This window comes from Streptococcus oralis (assembly GCF_001588645.1).
In the GTDB taxonomy this organism is placed as follows: domain Bacteria; phylum Bacillota; class Bacilli; order Lactobacillales; family Streptococcaceae; genus Streptococcus; species Streptococcus oralis_AB.
The window spans coordinates 96,370-114,119 of sequence record NZ_LAYF01000003.1; the positions used below are offsets into that span (position 1 = coordinate 96,370).

The 17,750-nt window shown below is 42.0% G+C and carries 16 protein-coding genes, 2 pseudogenes and 1 other annotated feature; of the genes and pseudogenes, 15 read left to right on the plus strand and 3 right to left on the minus strand.

Going from position 1 to position 17,750, the window contains the following annotated elements; translation table 11 throughout:
* The first annotated feature begins 36 nt into the window (after window positions 1–36).
* The 11 genes and pseudogenes from mecA (at window position 37) to A0739_RS01940 (ending at window position 12,082) form a co-directional block, all read left to right on the plus strand.
* The gene (gene mecA / locus A0739_RS01890) at window positions 37–777 is read left to right on the plus strand and encodes an adaptor protein MecA (protein WP_061586873.1); all 741 of its coding nucleotides are present in this window, start codon (window positions 37–39) and stop codon (window positions 775–777) included.
* 148 nt (window positions 778–925) lie between these two features.
* Window positions 926–2,212 (plus strand): homoserine dehydrogenase, encoded by a 1,287-nt coding sequence (locus tag A0739_RS01895; RefSeq protein WP_061586874.1) that lies wholly within the window; start codon window positions 926–928, stop codon window positions 2,210–2,212.
* Between the two features lies 1 nt (window position 2,213).
* Window positions 2,214–3,083: a homoserine kinase gene (thrB, locus tag A0739_RS01900; RefSeq protein ID WP_061586875.1), complete on the plus strand. Its 870-nt coding sequence runs from the start codon at window positions 2,214–2,216 to the stop codon at window positions 3,081–3,083.
* Between the two features lie 259 nt (window positions 3,084–3,342).
* Window positions 3,343–4,281 (plus strand): peptide-methionine (R)-S-oxide reductase MsrB, encoded by a 939-nt coding sequence (msrB, locus tag A0739_RS01905; protein ID WP_061586876.1) that lies wholly within the window; start codon window positions 3,343–3,345, stop codon window positions 4,279–4,281.
* A 60-nt stretch (window positions 4,282–4,341) separates the two neighbouring features.
* Entirely contained in the window at window positions 4,342–6,066 is a 1,725-nt protein-coding gene (locus A0739_RS01910) for an ABC transporter ATP-binding protein (RefSeq protein WP_061586877.1), read from the plus strand.
* A 1-nt stretch (window position 6,067) separates the two neighbouring features.
* Complete coding sequence (locus A0739_RS01915) at window positions 6,068–7,816, plus strand: ABC transporter ATP-binding protein (protein WP_061586878.1); 1,749 nt, start codon at window positions 6,068–6,070, stop codon at window positions 7,814–7,816.
* Between the two features lie 100 nt (window positions 7,817–7,916).
* Complete coding sequence (locus A0739_RS01920; protein ID WP_061586879.1) at window positions 7,917–9,176, plus strand: TRZ/ATZ family protein; 1,260 nt, start codon at window positions 7,917–7,919, stop codon at window positions 9,174–9,176.
* 61 nt (window positions 9,177–9,237) lie between these two features.
* Window positions 9,238–9,373, plus strand: a sequence feature (ribosomal protein L10 leader region).
* 38 nt (window positions 9,374–9,411) lie between these two features.
* On the plus strand, window positions 9,412–9,912 hold the full coding sequence (gene rplJ, locus A0739_RS01925; RefSeq protein ID WP_001287274.1) for a 50S ribosomal protein L10: 501 nt from the start codon (window positions 9,412–9,414) through the stop codon (window positions 9,910–9,912).
* A gap of 74 nt (window positions 9,913–9,986) precedes the next feature.
* Window positions 9,987–10,355 (plus strand): 50S ribosomal protein L7/L12, encoded by a 369-nt coding sequence (rplL, locus tag A0739_RS01930; RefSeq protein ID WP_001196964.1) that lies wholly within the window; start codon window positions 9,987–9,989, stop codon window positions 10,353–10,355.
* A gap of 412 nt (window positions 10,356–10,767) precedes the next feature.
* A pseudogene (locus tag A0739_RS01935) lies at window positions 10,768–11,651 on the plus strand (DUF2268 domain-containing putative Zn-dependent protease).
* A 62-nt stretch (window positions 11,652–11,713) separates the two neighbouring features.
* Window positions 11,714–12,082, plus strand: a complete 369-nt coding sequence (locus A0739_RS01940; protein WP_061586880.1) for an EXLDI protein — start codon at window positions 11,714–11,716, stop codon at window positions 12,080–12,082.
* 50 nt (window positions 12,083–12,132) lie between these two features.
* Here the strand turns inward: A0739_RS01940 and A0739_RS09980 are convergent.
* The 3 genes and pseudogenes from A0739_RS09980 to gdhA all read right to left on the minus strand — a co-directional run.
* Window positions 12,133–12,282 (minus strand): annotated as a pseudogene (locus tag A0739_RS09980) (NADP-specific glutamate dehydrogenase); the annotation flags it as partial.
* A 15-nt stretch (window positions 12,283–12,297) separates the two neighbouring features.
* Window positions 12,298–12,783, minus strand: coding sequence for a GNAT family N-acetyltransferase (locus tag A0739_RS01945; protein WP_061587122.1), 486 nt, complete (start codon window positions 12,781–12,783; stop codon window positions 12,298–12,300).
* Window positions 12,784–12,814: 31 nt separating this feature from the next.
* Window positions 12,815–14,161 carry an NADP-specific glutamate dehydrogenase gene (gene gdhA, locus A0739_RS01950; protein WP_061586881.1) on the minus strand — a complete coding sequence of 449 codons (1,347 nt, stop codon included), beginning with the start codon at window positions 14,159–14,161 and terminating at the stop codon, window positions 12,815–12,817.
* Between the two features lie 205 nt (window positions 14,162–14,366).
* On the opposite strand from gdhA, the gene A0739_RS01955 reads away from it, so the two are divergent.
* The 4 genes from A0739_RS01955 (at window position 14,367) to A0739_RS01970 (ending at window position 17,732) form a co-directional block, all read left to right on the plus strand.
* Window positions 14,367–15,302, plus strand: coding sequence for a dihydroorotate oxidase (locus tag A0739_RS01955; protein WP_061586882.1), 936 nt, complete (start codon window positions 14,367–14,369; stop codon window positions 15,300–15,302).
* A 32-nt stretch (window positions 15,303–15,334) separates the two neighbouring features.
* Window positions 15,335–16,372, plus strand: a complete 1,038-nt coding sequence (gene holA / locus A0739_RS01960; protein ID WP_061586883.1) for a DNA polymerase III subunit delta — start codon at window positions 15,335–15,337, stop codon at window positions 16,370–16,372.
* A 69-nt stretch (window positions 16,373–16,441) separates the two neighbouring features.
* On the plus strand, window positions 16,442–17,047 hold the full coding sequence (gene sodA / locus A0739_RS01965; protein ID WP_061586884.1) for a superoxide dismutase SodA: 606 nt from the start codon (window positions 16,442–16,444) through the stop codon (window positions 17,045–17,047).
* A 154-nt stretch (window positions 17,048–17,201) separates the two neighbouring features.
* Window positions 17,202–17,732, plus strand: a complete 531-nt coding sequence (locus A0739_RS01970) for a YutD family protein (protein WP_001224364.1) — start codon at window positions 17,202–17,204, stop codon at window positions 17,730–17,732.
* The last annotated feature ends 18 nt before the right edge of the window (window positions 17,733–17,750 follow it).

Genomic DNA, 17,750 nt, shown 5'->3' on the forward strand with positions numbered 1-17,750 from the left:
TATAATAGATAGACTGAAAGTATGAGGTTACTAGATATGAAGATGAAACAAATTAGTGATACAACACTGAAAATCACGATGACTTTAGATGATTTGATGGATCGGGGGATGGAGATTGCCGACTTCCTCGTTCCGCAGGAAAAAACAGAAGAATTTTTCTATGCGATTTTAGATGAGTTAGAGATGCCCGACAATTTCTTGGATAGTGGCATGCTGAGTTTTCGTGTAACGCCAAAACCAGACAAGGTCGATGTATTTGTGACCAAGTCCAAGATTGACCAGAATCTGGATTTTGAAGATTTGGCGGACCTACCTGATATGGAAGAATTGGCCCAAATGTCACCAGATGAATTTCTCAAGACTCTAGAAAAGAGTATCGCAGAGAAAACCAAGGACGATATAGAGGCCATCCAATCTCTAGAGCAGGTCGAAGCAAAGGAAGAAGAGCAAGAGCAGGCAGACAAGGAGACTGAGAGTAAGAAAGAACCTTATATCTACTATATCCTGCGCTTTGCAAGCCTTGCTGACTTAGTTGCTTTTGCAAAGACGGTTAACTACCAGATGGAAACCTCTGAACTCTATAAGATGAATGGACACTATTATTTGACAATCTTAGTTGATGTGGAAAACCATCCTAGTCCATATCCAGCCTGGCTCTTGGCTCGTATGCGTGAATTTGCAGATGATAGTGACATCAGTCGTTCTGTTTTACAAGAGTATGGTCACATCTTGATCAATCACGACGCAGTCTTCGGTCTTCAAAAAATTAATTCATAGTTTTTAGAAATCAATTTTTATTTATCAGAAAAGGCGAATCAGATGATTCGTTTTTTCTTTTATATCTATAAATAGTGGTTTTCTTGGATAGGAATTTTCACAAAATTCTGTTATAATGGCTATATCAGAAAATTTCTAGGAGACAAACATGACAGTTAAAATTGCTTTACTTGGATTTGGTACCGTTGCAAGTGGTGTGCCTTTCCTCCTAAAGGAAAATGGAGAAAAAATCGTTCAGTCAGCTCATTCAGAGATTGAAGTAGCCAAGGTATTGGTCAAGGATGAAGATGAAAAGAACCGCTTGCTTGCAGCAGGGAATGACTTTAACTTTGTAACCAATGTAGATGATATTTTAGCAGACAAAGATGTTACCATTGTAGTGGAATTGATGGGACGTATCGAACCTGCTAAGACCTTTATCACTCGTGCCTTAGAAGCTGGGAAACACGTTGTTACTGCTAACAAGGACCTTTTGGCTGTCCATGGTGCAGAATTGTTAGAAATCGCTAAAGAGCACAATGTGGCACTCTACTACGAAGCGGCAGTTGCTGGTGGGATACCAATTCTTCGTACCTTGGCAAATTCGTTGGCTTCTGACAAAATCACTCGTGTTCTTGGTGTCGTAAACGGAACTTCTAACTTTATGATGACCAAAATGGTCGAAGAAGGCTGGTCTTATGATGACGCTCTTGCGGAAGCACAAAGACTAGGTTTTGCAGAAAGTGATCCTACAAATGACGTGGATGGGATTGATGCAGCCTACAAGATGGTCATTTTGAGCCAATTTGCCTTTGGGATGAAGGTTGCCTTTGACGATGTAGCCCACAAGGGAATCCGTAACATCACACCAGAAGACGTAGCTGTAGCCCAAGACCTGGGCTATGTAGTGAAATTGGTTGGTTCTATCGAGGAAACTCCTTCAGGTATTGCCGCAGAAGTGACCCCAACCTTCCTACCTAAAGCACATCCACTTGCCAGTGTGAATGGTGTAATGAACGCTGTTTTTGTAGAATCTATCGGTATCGGTGAGTCTATGTACTACGGACCAGGTGCTGGTCAAAAACCAACTGCAACAAGTGTTGTAGCAGATATTGTTCGTATCGTTCGTCGCTTGAATGATGGTACCATTGGTAAAGACTTCAACGAATATAGCCGTGAATTGGTCTTGGCTAATCCAGAAGATGTCAAAGCTAATTACTATTTCTCAATCTTGGCTCCAGACTCAAAAGGTCAGGTCTTGAAATTGGCTGAGATTTTCAACGCTCAAGATATTTCCTTCAAGCAAATCCTCCAAGATGGCAAAGAGGGTGACAAGGCGCGTGTCGTGATTATCACTCATAAGATCAATAAAGCACAACTTGAGAATGTTTCAGCTGAGTTGGTCAAAGCTTCAGAATTTGACCTCTTGAATACCTTCAAGGTGTTAGGAGAATAGGATGAAGATTATTGTACCTGCAACCAGTGCCAATATCGGGCCAGGTTTTGATTCGGTCGGTGTAGCTGTAACCAAGTATCTTCAAATTGAGGTTTGTGAAGAACGGGATGAGTGGTTGATTGAACACCAGATTGGCAAATGGATTCCCCATGACGAACGTAATCTTTTGCTTAAGATTGCCTTGCAAATTGCGCCTGACTTGCAACCGAGACGCTTGAAAATGACCAGTGATGTTCCCTTGGCGCGTGGCTTGGGTTCTTCAAGCTCGGTTATCGTTGCTGGGATTGAACTGGCCAACCAGCTGGGCAATCTCAACTTATCTAACCACGACAAATTGCAGTTGGCGACTAAGATTGAAGGACATCCTGACAATGTGGCTCCAGCTATCTATGGAAATCTTGTTGTTGCGAGTTCCGTTGAAGGGCACGTTTCAGCAATTGTGTCTGACTTCCCGGAGTGTGATTTTCTAGCTTATATTCCCAACTATGAATTGCGCACTCGCGACAGCCGTGGTGTCCTTCCTAAGAAATTGTCCTACAAGGAAGCTGTTGCAGCTAGTTCAATTGCCAATGTGGCCGTTGCAGCCTTGTTAGCAGGAGATATGGTGACAGCTGGTCAAGCAATCGAGGGGGACCTCTTCCATGAGCGCTATCGTCAAAGTCTGGTCCGTGAATTTGCGACGATTAAGCAAGTAGCCAAAGAGAATGGTGCCTATGCGACCTACCTTTCTGGTGCCGGACCAACAGTGATGGTCTTGGCCTCTCATGACAAGATGCCGGCTATTAAGGCAGAATTGCAAAAGCAACCTTTCAAAGGCAAACTGCATGACTTGAAAGTTGATACGCAAGGTGTCCGTGTCGAAGCAAAATAAAGAATAGAAGATAGGATGGGGAAACTCTCGACCAGAGGGCTTCCTGTCCTTTTTTTGAAAAGAAGTTTATACTCAATGAAAAATCAAAGAGCAAACTAGGAAGCTAGCCGCAGGTTGCTCAAAGCATGGTTTTGAGGTTGTAGATGAAACTGACGAAGTAAGCTCAAAATACTGTTTTGAGGTTGCAGATGTAAGCTGACGTGGTTTGAAGAGATTTTCGAAGAGTATTAGTTAAAAACTTGATAAAGGAGAAATAAAGATGGCAGAAATTTATCTAGCAGGTGGTTGTTTTTGGGGTCTAGAGGAGTATTTTTCACGTATTTCTGGAGTGCTGACAACCAATGTCGGCTACGCTAATGGGCAAGTCGAAACGACCAATTACCAGTTGCTCAAGGAAACAGACCATGCAGAGACTGTTCAAGTGATTTATGATGAGAAAGCAGTGTCACTCAGAGAGATTTTGCTTTATTATTTCCGTGTTATTGATCCCTTGTCTATTAACCAGCAGGGGAATGACCGTGGTCGCCAATATCGAACGGGGATCTATTACCAAGATGAAGCAGACTTGCCAGCTATCTACACAGTGGTGCAGGAGCAGGAGCGTATGCTGGGTCGTAAGATTGCAGTAGAGGTGGAGAAACTTCGCCACTACATTTTAGCAGAAGACTACCATCAAGACTATCTCAAGAAAAATCCTTCCGGTTACTGTCATATCGATGTTACCGATGCTGAGAAGCCATTGATTGACGCATCTAACTATGAAAAGCCTAGTCAAGAGGTATTAAAGGAAAGCTTAACTGAAGAGTCTTACCGTGTTACGCAAGAAGCTGCTACAGAGGCTCCATTTAGCAATGCCTATGACCAAACCTTTGAAGAAGGGATTTATGTAGACATCACGACAGGTGAGCCACTCTTTTTTGCCAAGGATAAGTTTGCTTCAGGTTGTGGTTGGCCAAGTTTTAGTCGTCCAATTTCCAAGGAATTGATTCACTACTACAAGGACTTGAGCCATGGGATGGAGCGAATCGAGGTTCGTTCTCGTTCAGGCAATGCTCATTTGGGTCATGTTTTCACAGATGGACCTCAGGAATTAGGTGGCCTGCGTTACTGTATTAATTCGGCTTCCTTGCGTTTTGTAGCTAAGGATGAGATGGAAAAAGCAGGATATGGCTATTTATTGCCTTATTTAAACAAATAAAACTGAGAGGGTGGGCGCTTCCCACTTTCTTCATTTCCAGAATAAGAATAGAAGGGATCTATGAAACACTTACTATCTTACTTCAAACCCTATATCAAAGAATCCATTTTAGCTCCCTTATTCAAGTTACTAGAAGCTGTTTTTGAGCTCTTGGTTCCCATGGTGATTGCTGGGATTGTTGACCAATCTTTGCCTCAGAGAGATCAAGGCCATCTCTGGATGCAGATTGGTCTGCTCCTTATCTTTGCAGTGATTGGCGTTTTAGTGGCCTTGATAGCCCAGTTTTACTCAGCAAAGGCAGCGGTAGGTTTTGCCAAGGAATTGACTAACGACCTCTATCGTCATATTCTTTCTTTACCAAAGGAAAGCAGAGACCGTTTGACAACTTCTAGCTTGGTCACTCGCTTGACCTCGGATACCTACCAGATTCAGACTGGTATTAATCAGTTTCTGCGTCTCTTTTTGCGAGCGCCTATTATCGTTTTTGGGGCAATCTTTATGGCCTATCGCATCTCAGCTGAGCTGACTTTCTGGTTTTTGGTCATGGTTGGTTTTTTGACAATCGTTATTGTTGGGCTCTCTCGTCTGGTCAATCCTCTCTACAGCAGTCTCAGAAAGAAAACGGATCAGCTGGTTCAGGAAACGCGCCAGCAATTACAAGGAATGCGAGTTATTCGTGCTTTTGGTCAGGAAAAACGAGAGTTACAGATTTTTCAAACCCTTAACCAAGTTTATGCTAGATTGCAAGAAAAGACGGGTTTCTGGTCTAGTTTGTTAACACCTCTGACCTATCTGATTGTTAATGGAACTCTTCTCGTCATCATCTGGCAGGGCTATATTTCAATTCAAGGAGGTTTACTCAGTCAAGGTGCCCTGATTGCCCTTATCAACTACCTCTTGCAAATCTTGGTGGAATTGGTCAAACTAGCTATGTTGATCAATTCTCTCAATCAGTCTTATATCTCAGCTAAGCGAATCGAGGAAGTCTTTGCTGAAGCTACAGAAGACATCTATTCGGAGTTAGAACAAAAGCAAGCTACCAGTAACCAGGTTTTACAAGTCCAAGAATTGACCTTTACCTATCCTGATTCGGCCCAGCCTTCTCTGAGAGGCATTTCCTTTGATATGACTCAAGGACAGATCCTTGGTATCATTGGAGGAACAGGTTCTGGTAAGTCAAGCTTGGTGCAAGTCTTGCTTGGTCTTTATCCAGCAGATAAGGGAAGCATTGACCTTTATCGAGATGGACGTAGTCCTCTTAATTTGGAGCAGTGGCGGTCTTGGATTGCCTATGTGCCTCAAAAAGTCGAGCTCTTTAAAGGAACTATTCGTTCCAACTTGACGCTAGGTTTCAATCAAGAACTAACTGACCAAGCACTCTGGCAGGCCTTGGAGATTGCGCAAGCAAAGGATTTTGTCAGTGAAAAGGAAGGACTTTTGGATGCCCTAGTTGAGGCAGGAGGTCGAAATTTCTCAGGCGGGCAAAAACAAAGGTTGTCTATCGCCCGAGCAGTCTTGCGCCAAGCTCCATTTCTCATCCTAGATGATGCAACCTCGGCTCTCGACACCATTACCGAGTCCAAGCTCTTGAGAGCTATCCGAGAAAATCTGCCAAATACAAGTTTAATCTTGATCTCTCAACGAACTTCGACTTTACAGATGGCAGACCAGATTCTCCTCTTGGAAAAAGGCGAGCTCCTAGCTATCGGCAAGCACGAGGACTTGATGAAGTCCAGTCAAGTCTATCGTGAAATCAATGCTTCCCAACATGGAAAGGAGGACTAGAATGAGACGACAAACTGCAAACCAGACGCTCAAACGTTTGGCCATAGATTTAGCAAGCCATCCCTTCCTCCTTTTCCTAGCCTTTCTAGGAACTATTGCCCAAGTTGCTTTATCGATCTACCTACCTATCTTGATTGGGCAGGTCATTGACCAGGTTCTAGTAGCTGATTCTTCACCAGTTTTTTGGCAGATTTTCATTCAGATGATCTTGGTAGTCATAGGAAATACTCTGGTACAATGGGCCAATCCTCTTCTTTATAATCGTCTAATCTTCTCTTATACCAGAGACTTGCGGGAGCGAATCATCCATAAACTCCATCGTTTACCGATTGCCTTTGTGGATCAGCAACGCAGTGGAGAGATGGTTAGTCGTGTAACCACAGACATCGAACAGTTGGCAGCTGGCTTGACCATGATTTTTAACCAATTTTTCATTGGTGTCTTGATGATTTTGGTTAGTATTCTAGCCATGCTCCAAATTCATCTTCTCATGACCCTTTTAGTCTTGCTGTTGACGCCCCTATCCATGGTTATTTCACGCTTTATAGCTAAGAAATCCTATCATCTCTTCCAAAAGCAAACAGAGACAAGGGGGATTCAGACCCAGTTGATTGAAGAATCGCTTAGCCAACAGACTATTATCCAGTCCTTTAATGCTCAGACAGAGTTTATTCAAAGATTGCATGAGGCTAATGACAACTACGCAGACTATTCTCAGTCAGCCATCTTTTATTCATCAACGGTTAATCCTTCGACTCGCTTTGTTAATGCACTCATCTATGCCCTTCTTGCCGGAGTGGGAGCCTATCGTATCATGATGGGGTCCACCTTGACCATCGGACGTTTAGTGACTTTTTTGAACTATGTCCAACAGTACACTAAGCCCTTTAACGATATTTCTTCAGTTCTAGCCGAATTGCAAAGTGCTCTCGCTTGTGCAGAACGTGTCTATGCTGTCTTAGAGAGTCCAGAGGTGGCTGAAACAGGTAAGGAAGTTTTGACCAGTGACCAGGTCAAGGGAGCTATTTCCTTTAAACATGTCTCTTTTGGTTACCATCCTGAAAAGATTTTGATTAAGGATTTATCCATTGATATTCCAGCTGGTAGCAAGGTTGCTATTGTTGGTCCGACAGGTGCTGGCAAATCAACCCTCATCAATCTCCTCATGCGTTTTTATCCCATTAACTCGGGAGATATCTTGCTAGATGGTCGTTCCATTTATGACTATACCCGAGCATCATTGAGACAGCAGTTTGGGATGGTACTCCAAGAAACCTGGCTCAAGCAAGGGACCATTCATGACAATATTGCCTTTGGAAATCCTGAAGCCAGTCGGGAGCAGGTGATTGCTGCTGCCAAAGCAGCCAATGCAGACTTCTTTATCCAACAACTGCCGAAGGGCTATGATACCAAACTGGAAAATGCGGGTGAATCTCTCTCTGTCGGTCAGGCTCAGCTCTTGACTATTGCCCGTGTCTTTCTAGCTATCCCAAAGATTCTTATCTTAGACGAGGCAACTTCCTCCATCGATACTCGGACAGAGGTGCTAGTACAGGATGCCTTTGCCAAACTCATGAAGGGGCGCACAAGCTTTATCATTGCTCACCGTTTGTCAACCATTCAGGATGCGGATTTGATTCTTGTCTTGGTAGATGGCGACATTGTTGAGTATGGGAACCATCATGACCTCATGGCTAGAAAGGGCAAGTATTACCAAATGCAGAAAGCTGCAGATTTTAGCTCTGAATAATCCTTTCTATTTTGAAATCTCATGAACGAAAAAAGTTGCCTTCGGGTGACTTTTTTGTTACAATAGCTAGAAAAAATCAGGGTCTTAGAAGGAGAAAACAATGAAAGTCTATCAGCATGTAAATATCGTGACTTGTGACAAAGATTTCCATGTTTATTTGGATGGTATCTTAGCCGTTAAGGACTCTCAAATCGTCTATGTCGGCCAAGAGGAGCCAGAGATTTTAGAGCAAGCTGAGCAGATTATAGACTATCAGGGAGCCTGGATTATGCCTGGTTTGGTCAATTGCCACACCCATTCTGCTATGACAGGCTTGCGAGGGATTCGGGATGACAGCAACCTCCATGAATGGCTCAATGACTTTATCTGGCCAGCAGAAGCAGGATTTACTCCCAACATGACTACCAAGGCGGTCAAAGAAGCTCTGACAGAAATGCTCCAGTCAGGAACAACAACCTTCAACGATATGTATAATCCCAATGGTGTGGATATTGAGCAAATTTATCAGGCAGTCAAGGCTTCCAAGATGCGTTGTTATTTCTCACCGACCCTCTTTTCTTCAGAGGCAGAAACAACTGCTGAGACCATAAGCAGAACCCGAGCCATCATAGAGGAAATCTTAGGATATGAAAACCCAAATTTCAAGGTTATGGTAGCTCCACATTCTCCCTACAGCTGTAGTAGAGACTTGCTGGAAGCGAGCTTAGATATGGCAAAAAAGCTGGACATTCCTATCCATATCCATGTGGCGGAGACCAAGGAGGAATCAGGAATTATCCTGAAAAGCTATGGCAAACGTCCCCTTGCCTTTCTAGAAGAACTAGGTTACTTAGATCATCCGTCTGTCTTTGCTCATGGGGTTGAATTAAACGAGAGAGAAATTGAACGCTTGGCGACTTCCCATGTGGCTATCGCCCATAATCCTATTAGTAACCTCAAACTGGCCTCAGGGATCGCTCCAATCATCCAACTGCAAAAAGCAGGAGTAGCAGTCGGAATTGCGACTGACTCAGTTGCTTCCAATAATAATCTAGATATGTTTGAGGAAGGACGGACCGCAGCCCTTCTTCAGAAAATGAAGAGTGGAGATGCCAGCCAATTTCCTATCGAAACAGCCCTTAAGGCACTGACAATCGAAGGAGCTAAGGTTCTAGGAATGGAAAAGCAGATAGGAAGCCTAGAAGTCGGCAAACAGGCAGATTTTCTGGTCATTCAACCACAAGGAAAAATCCATCTTCAACCTCAGAAAAATATGCTCTCTCATCTGGTTTATGCTGTCAAATCCAGTGATGTTGATGATGTTTATATCGCTGGAGAACAGGTGGTTAAGCAAGGCAAAGTTTTGACAGTAAAGATTTAAAAAAATTTAAAAAAAGTTTGCAAAAATCTTGCATTCTTTTTTTGTCTATGCTATACTTATATACGGTTTGAAAAAACTGCCTAAGACAGTAGGGGAGCTCGACTCATAAATATCCTACCGAGGACAAAACGTATCATGTAAAAAGAAGCGTATTGTACTTTCGTGTCTAGGTTTGGGCGCGTTTTTCTTTTGGAAAAATTCCCCAAGCAAAATAATTACGGAGGTGAACACACTAATGAGTGAAGCAATTATTGCTAAAAAAGCGGAACTAGTTGACGTAGTAGCTGAAAAAATGAAAGCTGCTGCATCTATCGTCGTTGTAGACGCTCGTGGTTTGACAGTTGAGCAAGATACAGTTCTTCGTCGTGAGCTTCGTGGAAGCGAAGTTGAGTATAAAGTCATTAAAAACTCAATCTTGCGTCGTGCAGCTGAAAAAGCTGGTCTTGAAGATCTTGCATCAGTATTTGTTGGACCATCTGCAGTAGCATTTTCTAACGAAGATGTTATCGCACCAGCGAAAATCTTGAACGATTTTGCTAAAAACGCTGAAGCACTTGAAATCAAAGGTGGTGCAATCGAAGGCGCTGTCGCATCTAAAGAAGAAATCGTTGCTCTTGCAACTCTTCCAAACCGCGAAGGACTTCTTTCTATGCTCCTTTCTGTACTTCAAGCGCCAGTGCGCAACGTTGCTCTTGCAGTCAAAGCGGTTGCAGACAACAAAGAAGACGCAGCTTAATCTTAAGCTACGCAGCGTAGCCTAGCTACGAAAAAAATATTATAAAATTTAAAACTTATTTGGAGGAAATAACAATGGCATTGAACATTGAAAACATTATTGCTGAAATTAAAGAAGCTTCAATCCTTGAATTGAACGACCTTGTAAAAGCTATCGAAGAAGAATTTGGTGTAACTGCAGCTGCTCCTGTAGCTGTTGCTGCAGCTGGTGCTGCTGACGCTGGTGCTGCTAAAGACTCATTTGATGTTGAGTTGACAGCTGCTGGTGACAAAAAAGTTGGCGTTATCAAAGTTGTACGTGAAATCACTGGTCTTGGACTTAAAGAAGCTAAAGAACTTGTTGATGGTGCACCAGGTGTCATCAAAGAAGGCGTTCCAACTGCAGAAGCTGAAGAAATCAAAGCTAAATTGGAAGAAGCTGGAGCTTCAGTTACTCTTAAATAATAGAGCAACTACATTTGTAGCTTAAAAAACATATAAAACCGCTATTCTTAGGAGTAGCGGTTTTTTCTTTTGGTTTAAGAAGGGGCAAAAAAGGGGCGAACTAATTATATAGTTTATCTAGGAGACAAACAAGTTTTGAATAATAGGCTTTCCATAAAAAATGATACAAGTTTTTACCCTTCAGGATTTATTTTTTTCTAGTATCATCATTCCTATGAACAGTAGAAAAGTAAGTTTTTAATTTATTGATACTCCGGATATTATAATCTCAGTATTAAAGAACTTTATTGAAAGTAATTTTCGAACGGTTTGAGGTAATTTCAATGAAATTTTAATAGATATTTCAATTTTCTTCTTGACTCTGACCCTAGGTAAGGGATTATACTAATAGTAGATAAGAAAGGAGATTATTATGCAAATCAATATGATTCGTTCAGATAAAGTTTATCAGGAGATGCTCGAGCTTCCTTTAGAAAAGAGAGAAGGTCTCTTTCGAGCTAAAATATTAGCACCTTTTGCAATGAAATACCAAACGCAACACATCCCTTTGAAAGCAAAGTACCCTGGAGGATTTGATGCTCTATTCCTACCTGGCTTTATGAATCAGTTGCCCGGAACTCTATCAGAAAAGGATAGACCGGCTATCGACGCTCTGAGCTCTGATCAACTCTGGCAGGATTGTCAAGATACCATCAAGAGGAGTATTGGGCTTTTTGAGCAGGCTGGCTATGACTTAGATGTTGAGGATTACCATTTTACTATTTTATTGGGCTACAGCTCAATAAGGGTTATAGCGGAGATGGCGGAATTCCAGGCTACCTCATGCTTAGTCTGCTACCAAATGACTATACTTTACCACGTGTGCAGGCTGCGTTGGCTCACGAGTGCAATCACAATGTCCGCTTTCAATTTGTCAAATGGAACCAGCAGACGACACTAGCAGACTGGGTAGTCAGTGAAGGATTGGCAGAGTCTTTTGCTGCTGAGCTCTATGGCAAAGATCTCATTGGGCCTTGGGTCACTTCAACCAGTCCAGAGCAGTTAGAAGAGATTAAGCCCATCATCTCAAGTCAGCTTCAGCTAACGGGGATGGCGGAAATGGCACCATATCTCTACGGTGATGAAATAGCTAAGATACAGGGTCAGATGCCAGTTGGAATGCCTTATGCTGCAGGCTATGCTTATGGCTATCATCTGATACAAGCCTATCTGAAAATGACTGGCAAGACTATTATTGAAGCAACAGTGACGCCTACAGAAGAGATTTTAGAGGCGACTAAAGACTTTTGGAAATGACACTTTGGCTTGATAATCTGCCAGAATCTGATATAATGTAGGTAATTTCTGGAGGTGATAGTATGCATTATAAAAGAATTGAATTAAAAGTTACAAATCAAAGTATCCATGAGCGCAAGATCTTTCAAGGTGTTAAGATTTTCAGTCGTAGCAAGTTGTCCAAAGATCAGAAAAGTATTCTAACACAGAAGCTTTACCTGACACCGAAGCAGAATATCGTTTACTATCAGCGAACAGATGTCAACTATGACCAGAACTGGCATCATCATAAGGACTATTATGAATTAGCTTATGGTCAAATGGATAGAGAGACGGTTTTTAAGGTTTGCCAAGATTTTGACGAACTAAGCCCTTTTCTGGAAAATGAGCTGCTGGAGAAGCTAAAAGAAAAGCAGTCTGCAGGCAAATTTTTTGAAAAATTAGATATATAAAAATCCGGCTGCTTTTATAAGCAGTCGGATTTATTCTAGTTTGATAGTGCTTAAACAATACCTTGTGCAATCATAGCCTTGGCTACATTTTCAAAGGCAGCGATATTTGCACCTGCAAGGTAAGCAGTACCGAGTCCGTATGTTTCAGCAGTTGTTTTAGCTGTGTTGAGGATCTTGATCCTGATGTCTTCAAGTCGACCAGAGTATACTAATATCTATTCATCTGATGAGAGGGATTTTATCATCCAGATATTCATAGCTGGGTGGCCGGCGGCGTTAGAAAGTGGTTCTTGCAGTGATGTGAAACCATAGTGTTGATAGATGACCACAGCAGTAGCCAGTTCAGTAGAGGTTTCTAGATAAAGCTGTTCATAACCAGCCAGACGGGCTTCCTGGAATATCCGCTTTATCAACCTACTGGAATAACCTTTGCCACGGCTATTTTTAGTGACATACAGTTTTTGTAATTCAGCAATCTTATCAGACACAGGTGCAAAGCCACCACAGCCAACCAGCTGACCTTCATCTTCCAGAATAAAGTAAGCTGCTCTCTCTTGCTGTTGATAGTAGTCGGCCAAATGATCTAGATGAGAATCAAAGTAGACAGTTCCTGGTTTGTCAAGCCCGAATTCTTCAAGACTAGCTCGAATGAGCTGCGCTACAGCTGGATTATCTCTTACTTCCATTGGCCGTAAGTTCATCATTTGTCCTCCGATAAGATGTATTGACTAATTAAACAATACCTTGGGCAATCATAGCGTTTGCTACGTTTTCGAAGGCAGCGATATTTGCTCCTGCAAGGTAGTCGGTACCAAGTCCGTATGTTTCAGCAGTTGTTTTAGCTGTATTGAAGATGTTGGTCATGATGTCTTTGAGGCGTCCATCAACTTCTTCACGGGTCCATGAAAGGCGAAGGCTGTTTTGGCTCATTTCAAGCGCTGATACAGCTACACCACCAGCGTTAGCGGCTTTGGCAGGTCCGTAAAGGATTCCGTTTTCTTTGTAGACTTTAATCGCATCAAGGTCGCTCGGCATGTTAGCACCTTCAGATACGCAGATAACTCCTTGAGCAACCAAACGTTTAGCTGCTTCACCGTTGATTTCGTTTTGAGTCGCACATGGAAGAGCGATGTCGTAGTTTCCAGCGTAAGTCCATACAGAACCTTCATGGTATGTAGCAGTTGCTTTCTCAGCTGCATACTCAGTTAAACGAGCACGGCGTTTTTCTTTAACATCAACCAAAAGATCGAAGTCAATACCATTTTCGTCGATGACGTAACCGTTTGAGTCAGATACAGAGATGACAGTAGCGCCGAGTTCAGTTGCTTTTTGAAGAGCATATTGAGCTACGTTACCAGAACCTGAAATAACCACTTTCTTACCAGCAAAACTGTTACCATTAGCTTTGAGCATTTCTTCAGTATAGTAAACCAAACCATAACCAGTTGCTTCTGGACGAATCAAGCTACCACCAAATCCAAGAGGTTTACCAGTCAAGACACCCGCATCAAATTGGTTAAGACGTTTGTATTGTCCGTAAAGGTAACCAATTTCACGTCCTCCAACACCGATATCGCCAGCTGGGACGTCAAGAGATGGTCCGATGTATTTTTGCAATTCTGTCATAAAGCTTTGGCAGAAGCGCATCACTTCAGCATCAGTCTTCCCTTTAGGATCGAAGTCTGATCCCCCTTTACCTCCACCGATTGGAAGTCCAGTTAAGACGTTTTTAAAGATTTGTTCGAAGCCGAGGAATTTCAAGATCCCTTGGTTTACAGTTGGGTGGAAACGAAGTCCGCCTTTATATGGTCCAACAGCTGAGTTGAATTGAACACGGTAACCACGGTTGACTTGGACTTTGCCTTCACGGTCAACCCAAGGAACACGGAAAGAAATTACGCGCTCAGGCTCAGTGATACGTGCCAAGATGTTTTCTTCGATATACTCAGGATGTTTTTCAAATACAGGTTCCAAAGTGCTGAAGAATTCTTCAATCGCCTGGAGAAATTCAGCCTCATGCCCGTTACGAGCTTTCACAGTTGCAAACACGCTTTGGATATAGTCTTTAGCAGATGTCATATCGTTCTCCTTTTTGTTGTTATATTTTATTACATGAGCCATTATAGCAGAATTTTTTTTGAGTGTAAAGAAAAAAACAGAAATTTTCTAAAAATTCTTTCAATTTACAAAACCGAACGTTTTATATAGAAATTAGTTTCTCAAAGAGAAAATCTTAAAGTATGGTATAATATTAGAAATAAAAGGAATCTGGAGGATCAGAATCATGGTATCAACGAAAACACAAATAGCTGGCTTTGAGTTTGACAATTGCTTGATGAATGCAGCGGGTGTGGCTTGTATGACGATAGAAGAGCTTGAAGGGGTCAAAAACTCAGCAGCGGGTACTTTTGTCACGAAGACAGCGACCTTGGACTTTCGTCAGGGCAATCCTGAGCCACGCTACCAGGATGTTCCACTTGGTTCCATCAACTCCATGGGCTTACCAAATAATGGTTTAGACTACTATCTGAACTATCTTTTGGACTTGCAGGAAAAAGAGCCAAACCGTACTTTCTTCCTTTCCCTAGTCGGCATGTCTCCAGAAGAAACACATACCATCTTGAAAAAAGTTCAAGAGAGTGAATTCAAAGGACTGACAGAGCTTAATCTCTCTTGTCCAAATGTTCCAGGAAAACCTCAGATTGCCTATGATTTTGAGACAACTGACCGTATTTTGGCAGAAGTCTTTGCCTACTTTACCAAACCTCTTGGGATCAAATTGCCACCATATTTTGATATTGTTCACTTTGACCAAGCGGCTGCTATTTTCAACAAATATCCGCTCAAGTTTGTTAACTGTGTTAACTCTATCGGAAATGGCCTTTATATAGAAGACGAGTCGGTCGTGATTCGTCCTAAACATGGTTTTGGTGGCATTGGTGGAGAGTATATCAAACCGACCGCTCTTGCTAATGTGCACGCCTTTTACCAACGTCTCAATCCGCAAATCCAAATCATCGGAACGGGTGGTGTTCTAACGGGTCGTGATGCCTTTGAACATATCCTCTGCGGTGCGAGTATGGTGCAAGTAGGGACCACTCTTCACAAAGAAGGTATCAGTGCTTTTGAACGCATTACAAATGAACTGAAAGCTATTATGGCGGAAAAAGGGTACGAGAACCTAGAAGATTTCCGTGGGAAATTGCGCTATATTGATTAAGTTTAATAAAAAATCAGAAGAAAGGAGAGAAGATGCTAGCCATAGAAGAGAGTCAAAAGGTATCTCTATCAAATTTATCTAGCTTGATTCTATTTACAGGGACAGACCAGGGCCAGTTTGAAGTTATGAAGAGTCAAGTGTTGAAGCAGATTGGTTATGATCCAGCTGATCTCAATTTTGCTTACTTTGATATGAAAGAAGTAGCCTATAAAGACTTAGAGTTGGAGTTGGTCAGTCTCCCTTTCTTTGCGGATGAGAAAATCGTGATATTAGACCATTTTGTCGATATTACAACAGCCAAGAAACGTTTTTTAACAGATGATGAGCTCAAGTCGTTTGAAGAATACCTTGACAACCCTTCACCAACGACTAAACTCTTGATTTTTGCGGAAGGAAAGTTGGATAGCAAAAGACGGTTGGTCAAATTGCTCAAACGAGATGCGACTGTCTTTGATGCTATTGAACCCAAGGAACAAGAACTCCGCCAGTATTTCCAAAAATGGAGTCAGACACAAGGTCTTCAGTTTGTGGGACAATCCTTTGAAAATCTACTCATCAAGTCTGGTTTTCAATTTAGTGAAATCCAGAAAAATCTCTTTTTTTTGCAGTCTTATAAGTCCTACGGCGTGATTGAGGAGAAGGATATTGTCGAGGCTATTCCAAAGACTCTGCAGGACAATATTTTTGATTTGACTCAACTTATTTTAGTTAAGAAGATTGACCTGGCCCGTGACCTGGTTAGAGACTTGACCTTGCAAGGGGAGGATGAGATCAAGCTCATAGCTGTCATGTTAGGACAGTTTCGTACCTTTACCCAAGTGAAGATTTTATCAGAGACTGGTCAGACGGAATCGCAGATTGCAAGCAGTCTGGGAACTTATTTGGGGCGCAATCCTAATCCTTATCAAATCAAGTTTGCATTGAGAGATTCGAGAGGGATTTCCATTGCCTTTCTCAAGCGAGCGATTTCTTATTTGATTGAAACAGACTACCAGATTAAGACAGGTGTCTATGAAAAAGGGTACCTGTTTGAAAAGGCACTTTTGCAGATCGCGGCAGAAGCAAATTGAGCAAAAAACTTGAAAAAAGAGGATGATTGCGTTATCATTTTCATATAGAAAGAAAAAGAGGTATTACAGATGGCTATTATCTTACCAGACCTTCCATACGCATACGACGCTTTGGAACCATACATCGATGCAGAAACAATGCACTTGCACCATGACAAACACCACCAAACTTATGTCAACAATGCAAATGCAGCGCTTGAAAAACACCCTGAAATCGGTGAAGATCTTGAAGCTTTGCTTGCTAATGTAGAATCTATCCCAGCTGATATCCGTCAAGCACTTATCAACAATGGTGGTGGACACTTGAACCACGCTCTTTTCTGGGAATTGATGACTCCTGAAAAGACTGCTCCTTCAGCAGAACTTGCAGCAGCAATCGATGCAACATTTGGTTCATTTGAAGAATTCCAAGCAGCCTTTACAGCAGCAGCTACAACTCGCTTTGGTTCTGGCTGGGCATGGTTGGTTGTCAACAAAGAAGGGAAGCTTGAAGTAACTTCAACAGCAAACCAAGATACACCAATCTCAGAAGGTAAAAAACCAATCTTGGGCTTGGACGTTTGGGAACATGCTTACTACGTGAAATACCGCAACGTGCGTCCTGACTACATCAAAGCTTTCTTCTCAGTCATCAACTGGAACAAAGTAGATGAGCTTTACGCAGCAGCTAAATAAAAAATATGGAGGGAAGAGTCAATCTTCTCTTTTTAAGGTTATAAAGCAGAAGTCTGACAAAATCGTCAGACTTTTTTCATTTTTATGAGAAACGTGCTAACTGTTAGAAATTATGGTAAAATAGAGTGTTAAGTAATCGTGGAAAAGGAAGACTATGCGTAAAGAAATTGCACCTGAATTATACAACTATAACAAGTTTCCTGGCCCAGAATTTCATGTAAATGGGGATAAGGTTGAGACTGAAGGGATTGCTTTTACCTTGGTTGAAAATATCAAGGATGCCTTCGATGTGACAGTCTTTAATCAACGCTTTTCAGAAGTGTTGACCAAGTTTGATTATGTCGTGGGGGACTGGAGCAATGAACAGCTCCGTCTACGTGGCTTTTATAAAGACGACCGAACAGAGGAAAAAATTGAAAAAATCAGTCGCTTACAGGATTATCTTTTAGAGTATTGTAGTTATGGTTGTGCTTATTTTGTCCTAGAAAACCAAGCACCGAAACGGGCTTCATTTGACAAAAAAATGCGTAAAAAGGATGAGGAAAACCTTCCTAGAAGAGGCAAGAAACCTTCGCAAAACAAGAGAAAACCAAATACGGATAAGCGAAATAGACGTCGTCATAAGGACCAAAAGTCTCAGAAAGAGGACAAGGGACAGCGCCATTTTGTCATTCGTCAGAAATAGATAGAGAATAAGGAGAAG

Coding starts and splice junctions, on each gene's coding strand:
- mecA (WP_061586873.1), top strand. CDS start 37: ATGAAGATGAAACAAATTAGTGATACAACACTGAAAATCACGATGACT.
- A0739_RS01915 (WP_061586878.1), top strand. CDS start 6,068: ATGAGACGACAAACTGCAAACCAGACGCTCAAACGTTTGGCCATAGAT.
- A0739_RS01955 (WP_061586882.1), top strand. CDS start 14,367: ATGGTATCAACGAAAACACAAATAGCTGGCTTTGAGTTTGACAATTGC.
- A0739_RS01970 (WP_001224364.1), top strand. CDS start 17,202: ATGCGTAAAGAAATTGCACCTGAATTATACAACTATAACAAGTTTCCT.
- A0739_RS01920 (WP_061586879.1), top strand. CDS start 7,917: ATGAAAGTCTATCAGCATGTAAATATCGTGACTTGTGACAAAGATTTC.
- rplL (WP_001196964.1), top strand. CDS start 9,987: ATGGCATTGAACATTGAAAACATTATTGCTGAAATTAAAGAAGCTTCA.
- msrB (WP_061586876.1), top strand. CDS start 3,343: ATGGCAGAAATTTATCTAGCAGGTGGTTGTTTTTGGGGTCTAGAGGAG.
- A0739_RS01895 (WP_061586874.1), top strand. CDS start 926: ATGACAGTTAAAATTGCTTTACTTGGATTTGGTACCGTTGCAAGTGGT.
- thrB (WP_061586875.1), top strand. CDS start 2,214: ATGAAGATTATTGTACCTGCAACCAGTGCCAATATCGGGCCAGGTTTT.
- A0739_RS01940 (WP_061586880.1), top strand. CDS start 11,714: ATGCATTATAAAAGAATTGAATTAAAAGTTACAAATCAAAGTATCCAT.
- sodA (WP_061586884.1), top strand. CDS start 16,442: ATGGCTATTATCTTACCAGACCTTCCATACGCATACGACGCTTTGGAA.
- A0739_RS01910 (WP_061586877.1), top strand. CDS start 4,342: ATGAAACACTTACTATCTTACTTCAAACCCTATATCAAAGAATCCATT.
- holA (WP_061586883.1), top strand. CDS start 15,335: ATGCTAGCCATAGAAGAGAGTCAAAAGGTATCTCTATCAAATTTATCT.
- gdhA (WP_061586881.1), bottom strand. CDS start 14,161: ATGACATCTGCTAAAGACTATATCCAAAGCGTGTTTGCAACTGTGAAA.
- A0739_RS01945 (WP_061587122.1), bottom strand. CDS start 12,783: ATGAACTTACGGCCAATGGAAGTAAGAGATAATCCAGCTGTAGCGCAG.
- rplJ (WP_001287274.1), top strand. CDS start 9,412: ATGAGTGAAGCAATTATTGCTAAAAAAGCGGAACTAGTTGACGTAGTA.